Genomic DNA, 16,820 nt, shown 5'->3' on the forward strand with positions numbered 1-16,820 from the left:
GGGTACCGCGGGGCCGCCCGGCGGGGAGGAACCGCGGAAGCCCGCGGAACCCGTGTGTCGCGCGGGTGGGCCGCCGCGCCTTCGGGTAGGCAGGTGTCCGTGAGCGAATCGGAGATCATCACCGACGGGTCCCCCACACCGGGACCGGGAGTGGACGGCGACTTCGCGGTCTGGGCACCGCACCGCGACCGGGTGCGGCTGCGCCTGGGCGAGGCCGGGGACCCCGCCCCCCGGGTGATCGACATGGAGCGCGGCCCCGACGGGTGGTGGCGCGTCCGGGCCGACGGGGCGGGGCCCGGCACCGACTACGCCTACCTGCTGGACGACGACCCCCTCCCGCTGCCCGACCCGCGCTCCCTGCACCAGCCCCACGGGGTGCACGCCCCCGGCCGGGTGTACGACCACGGGGCGTTCGCCTGGGAGTCCGAGTGGACCGGGCGGCCCCTGGCGGGCGCGGTGGTCTATGAGATGCACGTGGGCACCTTCACCCCCGAGGGCACCCTGAAGGCGGCGATCGACCGGCTGGACCACCTGGTCGGCCTGGGGGTCACCCACGTGGAGGTGATGCCGCTCAACGCGTTCGACGGCACCCACGGCTGGGGCTACGACGGGGTGCTCTGGTACGCGGTGCACGAACCCTACGGGGGGCCCGACGCCTTCAAGGAGTTCGTGGACGCCTGCCACGGGCGGGGGCTGGCCGTCCTGCTGGACGTGGTCCACAACCACCTGGGCCCCTCGGGCGCCTACCTGCCCCGCTTCGGCCCCTACTTCTCCGGGGAGAACGCCTGGGGGCCCTCCCTCAACCTCGACGGACCCGACTCCGACCCCGTGCGCCGCCACATCATCGACAACGCCCTGGGGTGGCTGCGCCACTACCGCCTGGACGGGCTGCGGCTGGACGCCGTGCACGCCCTGCGCGACGACCGGGCGGTGCCGATCCTGGAGGAGCTGTCCGCCGAGGTGGACGCGCTGGCCGCCGCCCTGGGGCGGCCGCTGTCGCTGATCGCCGAGTCCGACCGCAACGACCCGCGCACGGTGCTGCCGCGGGAGGCGGGCGGGACCGGCATGACCGCCCAGTGGTCCGACGACCTGCACCACGCGCTGCACGTGGCGCTCACCGGCGAGACCCACGGCTACTACGCCGACTTCGCCGGGCCCGACGTGCTGCCCGCCGTGCTGACCGGGGTGTTCCGGCACGCCGGGACGTACTCGTCGTTCCGCGGCCGCACCCACGGGCGGCCGGTGGACACCGCGCGCGTGCCCGGGTACCGGTTCCTGGGGTACCTGGCCACGCACGACCAGATCGGCAACCGGGCCCGCGGCGACCGCATGGGCGAGCACGTGTCCCCGGGGCTGCTGGTGTGCGGGGCGGCGCTGCTGCTGTGCTCGCCGTACACACCGATGATCTTCATGGGGGAGGAGTGGGCGGCCACCACCCCCTGGCCGTTCTTCGCGTCCTTCACCGACCCCGACCTGGTGGAGGGCGTGCGCAACGGGCGGCGGCGGGAGTTCGCCGCCCTGGGGTGGGACGCCTCGGAGATCCCCGACCCCATGGACCCGGCCACCCGGGACGGGGCGGTGCTGGACTGGTCCCAGCCGGGGCGGGAGGGGCACGCCGAGGTCCTGGAGGCCTACCGCGCGCTCATCGCGCTGCGCCGGGCCGAGCCGGAGCTGGCCGACCCGCGGCTGGACCGGTTCTCGGTGACGGCCTCGGGGGACGGGCGGTGCCTGGTGCTGGTGCGCGGATCGCTGCGGGTGGTGTGCAACCTGGGCGCCGAGCCCGCCGAAGCGGGGCTGGACGCCGTCCCGCACGAGCTGCTGCTGGCCAACGGGATGCCGGAGACCGACGGGCGGCGGGTGCGGATCCCCGCCGAGAGCTTCGCGGTCCTGCGGGTGTGATCCCCGGACGGGGGAGGCCGCGGACGGCGGGTCCCGGCACGCCGCCTCCCCCGAGCCGGGTCAGGTCGGCAGGAGGTCGATGGGACCGGCGAACCCCGCCTCGGCCCGGTCCCGTTGGACGATGATCCGCAGCGCCTCGGTGCCGCCCGGGACCGTGCAGCCCATCGTGAAGTCATGGGTGCCGCCCTCGACGGTCGGCAGGGGGGTCTCGCTCCGGCCCTCGTACGGCCGGCCGTCGACCTCGCAGGAGGCCGTCAGGGAAGACAGGTCGAAGGGGCGCCCCAGGCCGGGGTCCTCCACCGTGACGACGAACTCCACGCGCCGTCCGTCCCCGGTGTCGGCGGTGACGACGACGTCGTCGACGGTGTAGAGGACGTCCACGGTGTCACCCGGATCCGTGTCGCCCTCCACCCCGAACGGGTAGGGGACGGCCACCGGTTCGCCGAAGGGGGTGCCCTCGGGCAGGGGGTCGGGGGAGGAGCAGGCCGTCAGGGCCAGGAGCGGCGCGAGGAGTGCGACGCCGGGGGGAAGAGCACGCATGTGCGCATCCTAGCCGCCGGCCCCGCGCGGCGGTCGGCGCGGTCCTGCGAGTGTGAGCGGGCGTCAGCCGGGGACGCCGGTGAACTCCAGGCGTTCGCCGTGGTGCTCGACCGCGACGAGCAGTTCCCCGGAGCCCTCGGGGACCGGGCACTCCATGGCGAAGGCGTGGGTGCCCGCCTCGGCCTCGCCGGGCGCGTCGTCGGTGACGGCCGCCACCGGGCCGTCCCCGGCGTCGCAGGTGACGGCCATGTTCCCCATCCCGAAGACCCTGCCCAGGTCGGGGACCTCCACGGTGAGGGAGAAGCCCACGGTGCCCGGTGCGGTGGCGGCCACGTCGTCGACGGTGTACAGCACCTCGGCGGTGCCGTCGTGCTCGTGCTCGTAGGCCCCGACGGGGAAGGGCACGGCCACGGGCTCGCCGAAGGGCGTGCCCGCCGGCTCCGCGCCGGGGAGGGCCGACGGGTCCACCCGGGGGGAGGGGGCCTCCGGCGGCGGGACGGTGGGCCCCGGCCCCGTGCCGTAGCCGGACCCGGCGGGGAGGAACTCCAGCCCCGGTCCGGGGGAGGAGCAGGCCGCCAGAAGGGCGATCGGCGCCAGGAGCACCAGGCATGAGGGGAGGCTCCGCAGGGGGACGTTTCGCATGGGGGCACTGTAGCCCCCGCGCCCCGGGGACGCGGGCCGGACCGGGCGGCCCGGCCCGCGGGCGTTCACCGGCGCAGGTGCTCGAACACCGTCAGCCACTGGTCGGGGGAGACGAACCCCACGGGCGCGTCCCCGGGCACCCGCGCGGCCGCCAGCGCCCGGTCGACCCGGCGGGCCGGGTGGGCGCGGCGCAGCGACGCCCGCAGCGAGCCGCCCACCCCGGAGAACCCGAGCTCCACCAGGCGGCGGTAGCCGTCGGCGTCGGCCGGGCCGAGCAGCGGGTCGGCCCGTCGGCGCAGCAGCAGTACCCCGGCGTCCACCCGGGGCACCGGGTGGAACCGGTGCCGGGGGATGCGGCCCGCCCGCTCCCACGACCAGCGCGGCCAGGTGAGCACGGTGAGCCTGCTCCAGCGGCCGTTGCCGCCGGTGCGCTTGGCCGCGTACTCCCACTGGGTGATGAGGGTCGCCCCGGTCAGCGCGGGCGCGGCCAGGCACCACCGCACGATGTCGGCGGTGCGGGAGTAGGGGATGTTGCCGACCACCGAGAACGGCTCGCGCGGGGGCCGCGCCCGGGTGAAGTCGGCGCACACCACCCGCACGCCCGGGTGGCGGCGGGAGACGCGGTCGGCGAGCCGGGCGTCCAGCTCGTAGGCGACCAGTCGGCCCGCGGCCGGGGCCAGGAAGCGGGTGATCGCCCCGTCGCCGGGGCCCACCTCCAGGACCAGGCCGTCGGGGTCCACCCCGGCCAGGCGCACCACGCGGCGGGCGGCGGCGGGGTCGGTGAGGAAGTTCTGGGACAGGCGCCGGCGGTCGTTCCCCGGGCGCGGTCGTACGGTGCGTACCACGAGAGGTCCTTGTCGGCCGCCCGGAAGGGCGGCGTCGGGGGACGGGCGGCACACCGGAGGAGCGGCCCGAGGGCACGCGTACGAAAAGGAGGCCCGCCGACCCGTCCCGAGGGAAAGGGACGCGGTCGGGCCCGGACCGGGGCGCTGTCAGAGGAAGGACGGACCCCCTGGCACCGCCGACATCGCACCGGGGAAGGTACGGGAACGGCGGTGCTCTCGGAGGGGTCCGGTCACCGGCCCGGGCCGCTGGGGCGGGGCCGGAGTTCGAGGTCGTGGGCGCGCGCGGACCGGGCCGGGGCACGGTCGGTCACACCGAAGAAGGCCGACATGGCTTCACCGTAGGGGCACTGCCGGGGCGCGGGCAACGCATTTATTAATGGCTCGCGACCGGCGGCCCGGAGCCGGGATACTCGGGGCCATGCTCGACTTCTCCGCCTACGACACCCGCAACTACCGCACCGTCGACGTCGCCACCGGCTACGACGGCTGGTCGGCCACCTACGAGGACTCGGTCCTGGACGCCATGGACCTGGCGCTGCTGGAGCGCCTGCCCCACCCCGACTGGACTCGGGTGGGCCGCGTCGCGGACCTGGGCTGCGGCACCGGGCGCACCGCCGCCTGGCTGCGCGGCAAGGGGGTGGCCGGCGCCATCGACGGGGTGGACCTGAGCCCGGGCATGCTGGAGCGGGCCCGCGGGCGCGGCGCCCACACCACCCTGGCCGAGGCGGACGTGCGCGACACCGGGCTGGCGGGCGGCGCCTACGACCTGGTGGTGTCCTCTCTGATCGACGAGCACCTGCCCGACCTGGCGCCCTTCTACGCCGAGGCGCGGCGCCTGGTCCGCCCCGGCGGCCTGTTCCTGCTGGCGTCCTACCACCCGCAGTTCGCGATGGTGTCGGGGATGCCCACCCACTACACCGACGCCACGGGGGAGTCGGTGGCGATCACCACCCACGTCCACCTCATCAGCGGGCAGCTGCGCGCCGCGCTGGCCTCCGGGTGGACCCCGGTGGACATGGTCGAAGGGGTGGTGGACGACACCTGGGTGGCGGCCAAGCCCAAGTGGGAGAAGTACCGGGGCCACCCGGTCTCGGCCGCCTACGCCTGGCGCGCGGTCTAGGAGAGCAGGGCCTCCAGCCACAGGGCGCGGTGGCGGGCGATGTGGTCCGCCGCCGGCCCCCAGTGGTCGGCGTGGCCCTGGGCGTACAGGTCGGCCCAGGGGGCGCGGCCGGTGCGGCCGCCCTCCACCAGCAGGTCGTACATGCCGCGCACCCGGTGGTGGGCGGCGTCGGGCAGCTCCTCGCGCTGGGCGCGGTCGCAGCCGTAGCCGTCGGCCAGGGCCCGCAGTCGGGCGGCCTGGGCGTGCGGGTCGCCGCCCGGGTGCAGGGGCACGAACCCGTGGGCGGCGTAGCCGAGGTCGCCCATCCGGGTGCCCGGGCCGGCCCCGTCCCAGTCGATGAACACCCACCGGTCGCCGTCGCGCACCAGGTTCCACGGGGCCGGGTCGTTGTGGCAGACGACCTCCTCGCGCGGGTCCGGGATGGGCACGTCCCATACCGCCTGCTGCGGGTGGCGGGGCCGGTAGGAGGCGGTGAGGTCGTGCAGGCGGCGGAGCAGCCCGCCCAGCCGGCGCAGCTCGGCGGCGGTGAGCGGCGGCCCCTGGTCGGCCAGAGTGCCGGGCACGTACTCCAGCAGCTGGTCCCCGGTCAGGGAGCGCCCGTAGGAGCGGGGCGCCGCCTCGTAGCCGTGCTTCTCCAGGTGCCGCAGCAGGTGGACGACCGAGGGCGCGGCCCGGTGCCACTGCTTGCGGACGGTGCCGCCGACCCGCAGCACCGGGCCCGAGGTGTTGCCGCCGTGCAGGACCTCGGCGTCGGCGTCCCGGCGGGGCGGGGGAGAGGTGGGTGTCATGGGGCCCATCGTCCGGGGCCGGGCGAGCGGGTGTCCAGGGTTTTTCACTTGGAGGCGGCGGCCTCGGCGCGGTCCATGTCGGCGTCGCCGATGAACAGCAGCCACACCAGGACCACCGCGCTCAACGCCCCCATGGACGCGAACACCCAGGTCAGCCCGGCGAACTGGGCGATGACCCCGCCGGCGGCGGCGCCCAGGGGCATGGTGCCCCAGGCCAGCAGCCGGTAGCCGCTGTTGAGCCGGCCCAGCAGGTGGTCGGGGGTGATGCGCTGGCGCAGGGACACCGTGGTCACGTTCCACACGGCGATGCCGAGCCCGCCGACGAAGAACCCGGCGCCGACGAGGTACGGGTCGGCGGTGAGGGCGGGCACCCCGACCAGGACGACGAAGGTCACCGCGGAGACGCGCATGGACAGGGACCGGCCCAGCAGGCCCACGACGCGGGAGGCGGTCAGGGAGCCCAGGATGACGCCCAGCGCGGAGGTGGTGAGCAGAACGCCGTAGGCGGGCTCGGTCAGCCCCATGGGGGAGTCCGGCCCGACCGCGTAGAGCACGAACACGGCGAAGGCGGCGCTGCTCGCGAAGTTGCTGATGCCGACCATCGCGGCGAACGCGCGCAGCAGCCGGTGCCGCCACAGGTAGCGCAGCCCCTCGGCGATGTCGGCGCCCATGGTGGAGGGCCGTTCGCGTTCGACCCGGAACCGTCCCGGGACCAGGAGCAGCGCCCCCACGGCGACCAGCCACAGGGCCGCCGGGGTCGCCAGGGACAGCGCCAGCCCGGTCGCCACCAGCAGGCCGCCCAGGGGCGGGCCGACGAACTGGTTCATGGCCATCTCGGTGGCGTGCAGGCGGCCGTTGGCGCTGTCGAGCCGGTCGCGCGGGACCAGCTGGGGCAGGATCGACTGGGCCGAGGTGTCGTAGAGGGTCTCGGTGACGCCCACGCCCAGGGCGACCGCGTACAGGACCCAGATCCCACCGGTGCCGGTGGCCGCGGACAGGGCCAGGAGGGCGGCGAGCACGGCGCGGGCGGTGTTGGCGGCGAGCATGATCCGGCGCCGGTCCAGCCGGTCGGCCAGGGCCCCGGCGGGCAGGGAGAACAGCAGCCAGGGCAGGGACAGGGCCAGGGACACCCCGGCGACGAGCAGGGGGGAGTCGGTGAAGCGCAGCGCGGCCAGGGGGAGCGCGATCTTCAGGACGCCGTCGGCCAGGTTGGACAGCGACGACGAGGTCCACAGGCTCCAGAAGGGGCGGCCCAGGCCACGGGGGGTGGAAGGGGAGGTCATCGTCCGATCCTGCCAGGGCGATCGAGAGAACTCAATCGATTGGACGAATCCCGATCGTTGTAGCATCCGACCATGGCAGACGCAGAGCAGTACGCGCCGGAGCCCGCCGCACCCGTGCGTGAGCGCCGCCCCGCCACCCCCGAGGAGACCAAGGCGCTGGGGCATCCGCTGCGGGTCCGCATCCTGCGCCTGTGCCTGGACGAGATGACCAACAAGGAGCTCGCCGAGCGCCTGGGCGTCTCCCCGGGCACCGTCCTGTACCACGTGCGCCGCCTCGTCGACGTGGGCTTCCTCGTCCCCGGCATCCCCCGCACCGGGCCGAGCGGCGCCCTGGAGAAGCCCTACCGGGCCACCGGCGAGACCTGGTGGCTGGACAGCCCCCTCCAGGACGCCGGGCCCGCCGCCGCCCACGCCCCCGTGCAGGCCTTCCGCCGCGAGCTCGACGAGGCCGGGCCCGGGGCGGTGCGCACCTTCTCCCGGTTCACCCTGCACCTGTCCGACGAGGACGTCGCCGAGCTGGACCGGCGCATCGTCGCGGTCCTGGACGAGTTCGTCGCCACCGACGGCGAGCGCCGGGACAGCCCCCGCTACAGCGGCATGTTCCTGCTGCACCGGCCCGCCGGGGCGGGCGGCCCGGACCCGGAGCGGGGCGCCGGCGCCCCGTGAACGGAAGCGGCTCCGTCAGTCCCCGTACCGCACGTACAGGAGCGCCGCCGGGGCGGCGGGCACGACCGCGGCCGCGATCCCGGCGTCGGGCAGGGGTACCGCTCGGGTTCCACACCCCAGCGCAGAGCCCCGCGCGCTCGGGGCGCGGGCTCAGGGGCGCTGGATCCGGCGGCCGGTGACGCGTCCGGGGACGATCCGCAGGACCTGGTCCCGGGGGCCCGAGGCCCAGGGGACGGGCATCCGCCCCTGCGGGATGCGGGAGAGCTCCCCCGCGTCGCGCACCCACCGGCAGCGCCCGGTGAACAGGGCGCTCCAGCCCTCGCGGCGCTCGTCGTCGAAGTGGTCCACCTGGAAGGAGGCGTAGCCCCGGGCGTACCGCATGACGGTGCCCGCCAGGCTGGTGCGCAGCACGATGGTCTCGTTCATCAGGGCGTAGTTGACCGGGAGCACGGTCGGTGCGGCGTCGCCGTCGATGGTGAAGGCGATCCGGCCGATGTCGCGGGTGGCCGCCAGGTTGAAGCACGTCCGGCGCTCCAGGACGGTGAAGGTCGCCTCGGGATCCCCCTCCGCGAGGTCGATGCCCAGGAGTATCGCGGAGTCGTCGTCGAGCCGGCGGGTCCCGGCCAGCAGATCGTCGCCGTGAGCCCGGCCGGGTGGCACCGCCGCCTGCCCCTGTGCGGTTCCGGTATCGCTTTCACGCACCATCGCGGCCCCCCGAGATCGGTCCCCCGTTTTGCTCGATCCCCACCATTGTCGCTGCTCAGCGGGTCGGGGCTGGTGCCCTACGGTCCCCGGGACGCCGGCGGAGGTCCTCTCCCGAGCGCCTACCCGGGAGGCCCTAGTCCCCAAACAAAAAGGGACGTTGTGCCCCATAGGCGACAACGCCCGTTGTCTAAGCTGGGAAAACGGGACCTGTGTCACCGGTGGCACCGCCGTTCGGACGGCGCGCACCCGCGGCGCGCTGCCCCACAATGGGGCTCGGCGGCCCGGGACCGGGACCACCGGTGAGGAGATGGGGTGCGTACCTGATGCACGGCGACGAGACGATCCGGGTGTTCCTGGTCGACGACCACGAGATCGTCCGCCGGGGAGTGGGCTCCCTGCTGGACGACGAGGACGGCGTCGAGGTGGTGGGCGAGGCCGGCACCGCGGCCCAGGCGCTCGCCCGGGTGCCCGCCCTGGCCCCCGACGTGGTGGTGCTCGACGTGCGCCTGCCCGACGGCGACGGGGTCACCGTCTGCCGCGAGATCCGCTCCCTGCTCCCGGACACGCGCATCCTCATGCTCACCTCCTACTCCGACGACGAGGCCCTGTACGGCGCCGTCATGGCCGGGGCGTCGGGCTACATCCTCAAGCAGATCCACGGCACCGACCTGGTCGGCGCCGTGCGCACGGTCGCCCAGGGCCGTTCGCTGCTGGACCCGGAGTCCACCACGCGCATGCTGGAGCGGCTGCGCGAGGAGGCGGGCCGCAAGGACCCGCTGGGCGAGCTCACCGACCAGGAGCGCCGGGTGCTGGAGCTGATCGGCGAGGGCCTGACCAACCGGGAGATCGGCGCCCGCATGTACCTGGCGGAGAAGACCGTCAAGAACTACGTCTCGCGGGTGCTCGCCAAACTCGGCATGGCCCGCCGCACCCAGGCCGCCGCCTACGCGGTCCGCCTGTCCCTGGGCGGTTCCTGACCGGTCGGGCGGGCGCGGCGCCGGGGCGCGCCCCGCCCGGGCCGGGCGCGCCCGCTCAGGCGCGGGCGCGGGCGGGCACCGCCCAGCGCACCGTGGTGCCCCCGCCCGGGGCGGAGTCGATCTCCACCGAACCGCCGAGCTCCTCGGCGCGGGAGACGATGTTGCGCAGGCCGCTGCGGTGCGCGTCCTCGGGGATGCCCGCGCCGTCGTCGGAGACCCGCAGCACCACCCGGCCGTCGGCCACCGACACCTCCACGTCCACCGCCGTGGCGTGCGCGTGCCGAGCGGCGTTGGACAGCAGCTCGCGCAGCACCGCCACCAGGTGCCCGCCGGTGGCCTCGTCCACGGCGGTGTCCACCGGCCCCTGGGTGAGCAGCCGGGGAGCGAACCCCAGCGGGTCGGTGGCCCCGTTGACCAGGTCCAGCACCCGCGAGCGCAGCCGGGAGGAGTCCTCGCCCGAGCTCTGCAGGGCGAAGATCGTCGAACGGATCTGCCGGATGGTGTCGTCCAGGTCGGTCACCGCGTTCTGCACCCGCTGGGACGAGGTGGCGTCGTCGATCCGCCGCACCGTGCCCATCAGGGTGATCGCGGTGGCGTACAGCCGCTGGATGACGGTGTCGTGCAGGTCGCGGGCGATGCGGTCGCGGTCCTCCAGGACGCTCAGCCGCTCGGAGTCCAGCCGGGCCTCGGCCAGCTCCAGGGCCACGGCCGCCTGGTCGGCGAAGGCGGCCAGCATGCCCATCCACGCGGTCGGGAACTCCTCCCGGCCCGCGGCGCGCGCCAGCAGCAGCACGCCCCGCGCCCCGCCCGGGGGCCCGAACGGCAGCACCAGGATCGCCCCCAGGCCCAGTTCGGCCAGGAACTCGATGCCCGGGTCGCAGTGCTCGGAGATGTCGGTGCGGATCGGGTCGCCGCTCAGGTAGACCCGCCCCAGCAGGGTGCCCGGGGTGCACGCGAGCGTGGCGCCCCGCACCCCGGCCGCCAGGGACGCGCCGCGGCGGCCGTGCACCGCCCCCTCCGGCGACCCGTCCCCCTCCGGGGCGTCCCACACCCGCACGGTGAGGGTGGCCGGCTCCTCGCCCGGCATGGCGATGACGGAGAGGTCGGCGTGCGCCATCAGCCGCGCCCGCCGGGCCACCAGCCGCAGCACCTCCTCGGGCGGCGCGCCCGACAGCAGCCGGGTGGTGATCTGCCCGGAGGCGTCCAGCCAGGTCTCCCGGCTCTGGGTCTCGGCGAACAGCTGGGCGTTCTCGATGGCGGTGCCCGCCGCCGTGGCCAGGGCGCGCAGCAGCAGCTCGTCGTCCCCGGTGAACTGCCCGCCGTCGCGCTTGTCGGTCATGTACAGGTTGCCGAACACCCGGTCGCGGATGCGGATGGGCACCCCCAGGAAGGTGCGCATCACCGGGTGCCCCCTGGGGAAGCCCACCGACTCGGGGTGGTCGGAGACGTCGCCCAGGCGCAGGGGCTCGGGCTCCTTGATGAGCAGCCCCAGGATGCCCTCGCCGCGGGGCCAGTGCTCGATGGAGGAGATCTCGTCCGGGCGCAGCCCCACCGGGATGAACCGGCTCATCTCGCCGTCGGGCCCGATCACGCCCAGCGCCCCGTAGCGGGCGTCGACCAGGCTGCTCGCGGTCTCGGTGATGCGCAGCAGCAGGGGGTCGAGTTCCAGGCCCTCACCGATGGAGACGACCGCCTCCAGCAGGGTGCGGATGCGCTCCTGGGTCATGGAGATCTCGCTGAGCCGGGAGCGCACCTCGTCGAGCAGGTCGTCCAGCCGCACCTCGGGGAGGGACAGCCGCTCCTGGCCGGGGGCGGTGCCTTCACCGTCACTCATGGGCGTTCTCTCCACCGTTTCTCCGAAGGTCTCCTCCGAGTCTAGGGGCGCCTTTCCGCCGCCCGTATCCGGAGTGCCGAACCCCCGGTGCCCACGATCACATCCCACGAGGTCACGGGCCTTCCGGAGTTTCCAGATCCATAGAGATCAAAGGTTGAACTCTTTTTATCGGGAAAATGGGACCTTCTTCCCTTGATTTTCCGTCCCCTGCCTGGAGGGGCCGCGGTGGGCGATTTTCCGATCACCAGTGGATCGCATCCCGAGGAGAGTCCCGGACCACCGAGGACCCCTCCCCGAGGGTCTCGGCGCCCACGACCCTCCGCCCCTTCAGGGTAGGCCGGTCCGGCCCGCCCGGGCGGGTTGTCCACAGGGCCGGCCTCCCGCCCGTTCCCCCGGTTCTGTGTGCGCTGGGGACCGCCATCGGGTACGGCTGGAGTGAGCCGCCCACCGACCCCGAGGAGCCCTCCTTGCCCGAGACCGAAGCCGGAGCCGTCCTGTTCGACCTGTTCGGCGTGATCGCCCGCCACCAGTCCGCCGAGGGGAAGGAGCGCCTGACCGCCGCCATGGGCGCAGCCGACCCCGCCGCGTTCTGGGACGCCTACTGGGACCTGCGCCTGCCCTACGACCGCGGGGACCTGGACGGGCCCGCCTACTGGAGGGCGGTGGGGGAGCGGCTGGGCCGCGAGGTGGACCCGCCCCTGGCCGCCGAGCTCATCGCGGCCGACATCGACAGCTGGCGGGCGGTGGACCCCGACATGGTCTCCCTGGTGGAGCGGCTGGCCTCGCAGGGCCGCACGGTGGGACTGCTGTCCAACATCCCGGTCGAGCTGGCCGACCGCTTCGAGAAGGACAACCCGTGGCTGGCGGCGTTCTCGGTGCGCGCCTTCTCCGGCCGCCTGGGGGTGGCCAAGCCCGAGCCCGAGGTCTACCTGTGGTGCCTGGAGCGGATGGCGGTCGACCCGGGGGACACCCTGTTCGTGGACGACCGCGGCGAGAACGTGGCGGCCGCCGAGGCGCTGGGCATGGCCGGGCACCTGTTCACCGGCCGCGCCGCCCTCGAGGCGCGCCTGTAGACACACGGCGGGCCCGGGGAGCGCACCGCTCCCCGGGCCCGCCGCCGGGGGGTCAGCCGCGCGCGGTGACCCTGACCGGGGTGTCGTCGAGCGAGTCGTCGCGGGTCTCGCGGGTCAGCAGCAGCGCGACCAGCGTGATCACGCTGACCAGCACCAGGTAGCCGCCCACCCACGCGATCCCGAAGGTGCCCGCCAGCCAGGTCGCGATGTAGGGGGCGAACGACGCGCCCAGCAGCCCGGCCAGGTTGTAGGCGGCCGAGGCCCCGGTGTAGCGCACGTTGGTCGGGAACAGCTCCGGCAGCACCGCCGCCATCGGGCCGAAGGTCAGGCCCATCAGCGACAGGCCGATGACCAGGAAGGCCAGCACCCCGACGGTCCCCGAGCCCAGCAGCGGGCCCATGGCGAACCCGAAGACGATGATCGCTGCGGTCACCGCCACCAGGACGGGCTTGCGGCCGAACCGGTCCGACAGCAGCCCGGAGACCGGGGTGAAGATCCCGAAGAACACCACGCCCACCAGCAGGAACACCAGGAACTGGGAGCGGTCGTAGCCCAGGCCGGTCTCCGGGTCGGTGCCGAAGCCCAGCGAGAAGACCGTCATGAGGTAGAAGAGCACGTACGTGGCGACCATGACCAGGGTGCCCAGGATCAGGGCGGCCCAGTTGCGGCGGAACACCTCGACGATGGGCGTGCGCACCTGCTCGCCCGCGGCCAGCACCTTGGCGAACGCGGGGGTCTCGTGCAGGCTCAGGCGCACCCACAGGCCGACCACGATGAGGATCGTCGACAGCAGGAACGGCACCCGCCAGCCCCACGCCAGGAACGTCTCCTCGCTCATGGCCTGGCTCAGGATGAGGAACACGCCGTTGGCGAGGAAGAACCCGATGGGCGCGCCCAGTTGCGGGAACGTCCCGTAGAAGCCGCGCTTGCCCGCGGGGGCGTTCTCGGTGGCCAGCAGGGCGGCCCCGCCCCACTCGCCGCCCAGCCCCAGCCCCTGGCCGAACCGGCACAGCGCCAGCAGCAGCGGGGCGAGGACGCCGACCTGGGCGTAGGTGGGCAGCACGCCGATGCCGACGGTGGCGATGCCCATGGTGAGCAGGGACGCCACCAGGGTGGCCTTGCGGCCGACGCGGTCGCCGAAGTGGCCGAACACCCAGGAGCCGATGGGGCGGGCCACGAACGCGATGGCGAAGGTGGCCAGCGACTGCAGGCGGGCGGCCATCATGTCGCCCTCGGGGAAGAACAGCGCCGGGAAGACCAGGACCGCGGCGGTCGCGTAGATGTAGAAGTCGTAGAACTCCACGGACGTGCCCACGAGGCTGGCGGTGAGCACCTTGCGTCGCGGGTTGGTCGGCGGGTCCACCGGCGCGGGGGTGCCGCGCTCCGGTGCCGGGTGCTGTTCGGCGACGTCCGTCATGGGACTTCTTTCCAGGTCAGAGCAATGGTCTGCAAAGGGAGGATGACCGGATCGTAGACCTAATGGACACTATGTGGGATATTTGTCTCGCCATATGGACAAGGGGTGGGGGTCGCGTCCGTCCCCGAGAGGGCGCGGAACCGCGGAACGCCTTTCCCGCAGGGGGTCCGGGACGGTCTATGGCGTCGGCCACATCCGGGGGACCGGCGCGCGGGCATGTCACATCCGCGGCGGTCCGACCCGTCCATGGGGGGACGGAACACTCCACCGGGAGGCACCCCATGGTCCACGAACTCCTCGTCCTCGGCGCCGGATACGCCGGACTCGCCGCCGCCCGCCGCGCCGCCCACCACGTTCGCGCGAACGGCGCGGGGCTGCGCGTCACCCTGGTCAACGCCACCGACACGTTCGTCGAACGGGTCCGCCTGCACGAGGTGGCCGCCGGGCGCGACGTCGGCGTCCACCCCCTGGCCGACTCCCTGAACCCCGCCATCGACCTCGTCGTCGGCCGGGTGGAGGCCCTGGACACCGAGGCGCGCACCGTCGACGTCCGCACCGGGGACCGGGTCCGCACCCTGCGCTACGACACCCTCGTGTACGCGCTGGGCAGCACCGCCGCGGCCGACGCGGCACCCGGGGCCGCCGAGCACGCGGTCACCCTGGCCGGGCTGGAGGGCGCCCGCGAGGTGGCCCGCCGCATCGCCCGGGAGCGCCCCCGCACCCTCACCGTCGTCGGCGGCGGACTGACCGGCCTGGAGGCCGTCACCGAGATCGCCGAGGCCCACGCGGGCATGGACGTGCGGCTGGTGACCTCGGGCCCGGTGGCGGCCGGCGTCAGCGTCAGGGGACGGGCCCACGTCCGCCGGGTCCTGGACCGCCTGGACGTCTCCGTCCGCGAGCACACGCGGGTCGCCGCGGTGGAGGCGGACCACGTCAAGCTGGAGGACGGGGACCTGCTGGAGAGCGACCTCACCCTGTGGAACGCCGGGTTCGACGTCTCCCCGCTGGCGGCCGGGGCCGGGCTGGCCGTGGACGGCTCCGGGCGGGCCCTCGTCGACGGCACCCAGCGGTCGGTCTCCCACCCGGACGTGTACGTGGTGGGCGACGCCGCCCACGCCGACGCCGTGGACGGCCGTGAGCTGCGCATGTCCTGTGCGATGGGGCTGCCCATGGGGACCGCGGCGGCCGACGCCGTCGCCGCCCGGCTGGCCGGGCGCGAGCCGGACGCCGCCCCCTTCGGCTACCTGTTCCAGTGCGTCAGCCTGGGGCGGCGCGACGGGCTCATCCAGTTCGTGCACGCCGACGACTCCCCGCGCGGGGCCTTCCTGACCGGGGGCCTGGCCGCCCGCTACAAGGAGATGATCGTGTCGTCCGCCTACGGCGGGCTCCGGGGGAGCGGCAAGCAGGGCTCCGCCGAGGGGTACCTGTGGCTGGTGCGCGGGTCGGCCCGCCGGTTCCTGCGCCGGGCCGCCTGAACGGCGGGGCTCAGCCGCCCGCGGCCCCCTCGGCGCCCCCGGGGCGCCGAGGCACCGCGCCGGTGGGGACGACGCGGGTGCAGGCGCTCCTGAAGCGCTTGACGAGCTCCCCGTTGGCGCGGTCGCTGCGCTCCACCCACTCCCGGGCGGCGGCCTCGTCGCGGCCGCCCGCCAGCTGGCGGCGCAGCAGGCGCTCCTCGCGCAGCGCGTCGTCGGCCTCCACGTACCAGAGTTCGGCGAACAGCGGGCGCAGGGACCCCCAGGGCTCGGCGTCCCAGGCCAGGTAGTTGCCCTCGGTGACGACGAGCCGGGTGCCGGGCCCGATCACGTGGCGGGCGGCGACGGGCTCGTGCAGCCGCCGGTCGTAGTCGGGGACATAGACCGGGTGGTCGGTCTCGGTGAGGAGCCGCCGCACCAGGGCGGCGTACCCGTGCGCGTCGAAGGTGTCGGGGGCGCCCTTGCGGTCCAGCCGCCCCAGCCGCTCCAACTGGGCGTTGGACAGGTGGAAGCCGTCCATGGGCAGGTAGCCGGCGGTGCCCGGGGAGGTCCGGGCGTCGGCCTCGGCGACCAGCCGCCGGGCCAGGGTGGACTTGCCCGCCCCGGGGGCGCCGGTCAGGCCGAGCAGGGCGCGGCCCCGGGCGGGGATCAGGGCCAGGGCGTCGTCGACGAGGGCGGCCAGGGCTTCGGGCATGGGTAGAGGGTACGCCCTCGCGGTGTCCCCGTGTCCGGGGGCGGGGAAGGGGCCCCGCGGCGCCGCCGCGGGGCCCGCCCGGCTCAGGGGGCGTGCCCCACGTGGGCCAGCGCCTGGCGCAGCAGGACGTCCTGGCCGTCGTTCATCTCCGCGTGGACCACCGGGTCGGCGGCCTCGGCGGGGGTGAGCCACACCAGGTCCAGGGCGTCCTGGCGGGGCTGGCAGTCACCCGACACCGGCACGATGTAGGCCAGCGCCACCGCGTGCTGGCGCGGGTCGTGGAACGGGGTCACCCCGGGGGTGGGGAAGTACTCGGCGACGGTGAACGGCTGCGGGGAGGCGGGGACCCGGGGCAGCGCCACCGGGCCCAGGTCCTTCTCCAGGTGGCGCAGCAGCGCGTCGCGGACCCGCTCGTGGTACAGGACCCGACCCGAGACCACCGACCGGTGGAACCGGCCGTCGGGGGTGGCCCGCATCAGCAGGCCGACGTGGGTGACCTGGCCGACCTCGTCGACCCGGACCGGGACGGCCTGCACGTACACCAGGGGCATGCGGCCGCGGATGCCCTCCAGCTCCTGGGCTGAGAACCAGCCGGGTCGGGTCTCGGCGGTTTCGGTCATGGGGTGCGCGGCGCGGTCCCGCCCGGCAGGGCGGAAGGGGTGCGCCGCTCCCTCCCTTCTGTGCGCTGTGCGTCGGCCCGGGGCCTCAAGGACACCATGTGTCCCTACCGCTTTTACCGCACCCGGGCCCCCGGGGCACGGTGCGGGGGTGCGTCCGGGTGTGTCCGAGAGAGGTGTGCGGGCCTTCCCCCGGGGCCGTGAGCACCGGCCCGGGGGTGAGGTGAACCTGTCCCCGCGGCCACATC

16 protein-coding genes are annotated in these 16,820 nt (G+C 74.8%); 6 read left to right on the forward strand and 10 right to left on the reverse strand.

Annotation, left to right across the window (positions count from 1 at the left end; genetic code table 11):
* Nucleotides 1–99 precede the first annotated feature (99 nt).
* A complete protein-coding gene (gene treZ / locus ABZ249_RS18745) occupies nucleotides 100–1,899 on the forward strand; it encodes a malto-oligosyltrehalose trehalohydrolase (RefSeq protein ID WP_355264288.1) in 1,800 nt (599 codons plus the stop codon).
* A 60-nt stretch (nucleotides 1,900–1,959) separates the two neighbouring features.
* On the opposite strand, the gene ABZ249_RS18750 is transcribed toward treZ, so the two are convergent.
* The 3 genes from ABZ249_RS18750 to erm form a co-directional block, all read right to left on the reverse strand.
* Nucleotides 1,960–2,439 (reverse strand): hypothetical protein, encoded by a 480-nt coding sequence (locus tag ABZ249_RS18750; RefSeq protein ID WP_220561377.1) that lies wholly within the window; start codon nucleotides 2,437–2,439, stop codon nucleotides 1,960–1,962.
* A gap of 63 nt (nucleotides 2,440–2,502) precedes the next feature.
* A complete protein-coding gene (locus tag ABZ249_RS18755; RefSeq protein WP_355264292.1) occupies nucleotides 2,503–3,081 on the reverse strand; it encodes a hypothetical protein in 579 nt (192 codons plus the stop codon).
* 65 nt (nucleotides 3,082–3,146) lie between these two features.
* A complete protein-coding gene (erm, locus tag ABZ249_RS18760; RefSeq protein WP_355264295.1) occupies nucleotides 3,147–3,926 on the reverse strand; it encodes an ErmE/ErmH/ErmO/ErmR family 23S rRNA (adenine(2058)-N(6))-methyltransferase in 780 nt (259 codons plus the stop codon).
* Nucleotides 3,927–4,344: 418 nt separating this feature from the next.
* Here erm and ABZ249_RS18765 point away from each other — a divergent pair, with 418 nt between their 5' ends.
* Nucleotides 4,345–5,046 carry a class I SAM-dependent methyltransferase gene (locus ABZ249_RS18765; RefSeq protein ID WP_220561374.1) on the forward strand — a complete coding sequence of 234 codons (702 nt, stop codon included), beginning with the start codon at nucleotides 4,345–4,347 and terminating at the stop codon, nucleotides 5,044–5,046.
* Here the strand turns inward: ABZ249_RS18765 and ABZ249_RS18770 are convergent.
* Nucleotides 5,043–5,834: a phosphotransferase gene (locus ABZ249_RS18770; RefSeq protein ID WP_355264299.1), complete on the reverse strand. Its 792-nt coding sequence runs from the start codon at nucleotides 5,832–5,834 to the stop codon at nucleotides 5,043–5,045. The two genes, ABZ249_RS18765 and ABZ249_RS18770, sit on opposite strands and share 4 nt — an antisense overlap.
* Before the next feature lie 44 nt (nucleotides 5,835–5,878).
* Nucleotides 5,879–7,117, reverse strand: a complete 1,239-nt coding sequence (locus ABZ249_RS18775) for an MFS transporter (RefSeq protein WP_355264302.1) — start codon at nucleotides 7,115–7,117, stop codon at nucleotides 5,879–5,881.
* A 72-nt stretch (nucleotides 7,118–7,189) separates the two neighbouring features.
* Here ABZ249_RS18775 and ABZ249_RS18780 point away from each other — a divergent pair, with 72 nt between their 5' ends.
* Nucleotides 7,190–7,783 (forward strand): winged helix-turn-helix domain-containing protein, encoded by a 594-nt coding sequence (locus tag ABZ249_RS18780; protein WP_355264305.1) that lies wholly within the window; start codon nucleotides 7,190–7,192, stop codon nucleotides 7,781–7,783.
* 150 nt (nucleotides 7,784–7,933) lie between these two features.
* Here ABZ249_RS18780 and ABZ249_RS18785 read toward each other — a convergent pair whose 3' ends face one another.
* Nucleotides 7,934–8,488, reverse strand: coding sequence for a pyridoxamine 5'-phosphate oxidase family protein (locus tag ABZ249_RS18785; RefSeq protein ID WP_355264307.1), 555 nt, complete (start codon nucleotides 8,486–8,488; stop codon nucleotides 7,934–7,936).
* A gap of 323 nt (nucleotides 8,489–8,811) precedes the next feature.
* On the opposite strand from ABZ249_RS18785, the gene ABZ249_RS18790 reads away from it, so the two are divergent.
* A complete protein-coding gene (locus ABZ249_RS18790) occupies nucleotides 8,812–9,465 on the forward strand; it encodes a response regulator transcription factor (RefSeq protein WP_220561367.1) in 654 nt (217 codons plus the stop codon).
* Nucleotides 9,466–9,520: 55 nt separating this feature from the next.
* On the opposite strand, the gene ABZ249_RS18795 is transcribed toward ABZ249_RS18790, so the two are convergent.
* A complete protein-coding gene (locus ABZ249_RS18795; protein ID WP_220561366.1) occupies nucleotides 9,521–11,299 on the reverse strand; it encodes a GAF domain-containing sensor histidine kinase in 1,779 nt (592 codons plus the stop codon).
* A 467-nt stretch (nucleotides 11,300–11,766) separates the two neighbouring features.
* Here ABZ249_RS18795 and ABZ249_RS18800 point away from each other — a divergent pair, with 467 nt between their 5' ends.
* Nucleotides 11,767–12,372: an HAD family phosphatase gene (locus ABZ249_RS18800; RefSeq protein WP_355264311.1), complete on the forward strand. Its 606-nt coding sequence runs from the start codon at nucleotides 11,767–11,769 to the stop codon at nucleotides 12,370–12,372.
* A gap of 52 nt (nucleotides 12,373–12,424) precedes the next feature.
* On the opposite strand, the gene ABZ249_RS18805 is transcribed toward ABZ249_RS18800, so the two are convergent.
* Nucleotides 12,425–13,789 carry an MFS transporter gene (locus ABZ249_RS18805; protein ID WP_355264314.1) on the reverse strand — a complete coding sequence of 455 codons (1,365 nt, stop codon included), beginning with the start codon at nucleotides 13,787–13,789 and terminating at the stop codon, nucleotides 12,425–12,427.
* Between the two features lie 281 nt (nucleotides 13,790–14,070).
* Between ABZ249_RS18805 and ABZ249_RS18810 the strand changes: the two genes are divergently transcribed.
* Complete coding sequence (locus tag ABZ249_RS18810) at nucleotides 14,071–15,264, forward strand: FAD-dependent oxidoreductase (protein ID WP_355264317.1); 1,194 nt, start codon at nucleotides 14,071–14,073, stop codon at nucleotides 15,262–15,264.
* Nucleotides 15,265–15,274: 10 nt separating this feature from the next.
* On the opposite strand, the gene ABZ249_RS18815 is transcribed toward ABZ249_RS18810, so the two are convergent.
* Nucleotides 15,275–15,955 (reverse strand): nucleoside/nucleotide kinase family protein, encoded by a 681-nt coding sequence (locus ABZ249_RS18815; RefSeq protein WP_355264320.1) that lies wholly within the window; start codon nucleotides 15,953–15,955, stop codon nucleotides 15,275–15,277.
* 83 nt (nucleotides 15,956–16,038) lie between these two features.
* Nucleotides 16,039–16,575 carry an NUDIX hydrolase family protein gene (locus tag ABZ249_RS18820; protein WP_220561362.1) on the reverse strand — a complete coding sequence of 179 codons (537 nt, stop codon included), beginning with the start codon at nucleotides 16,573–16,575 and terminating at the stop codon, nucleotides 16,039–16,041.
* Nucleotides 16,576–16,820: the final 245 nt, after the last annotated feature.

The sequence above is a fragment of the Nocardiopsis sp. NPDC006139 genome (assembly GCF_040614155.1).
Classification (GTDB): Bacteria; Actinomycetota; Actinomycetes; order Streptosporangiales; family Streptosporangiaceae; genus Nocardiopsis; species Nocardiopsis changdeensis.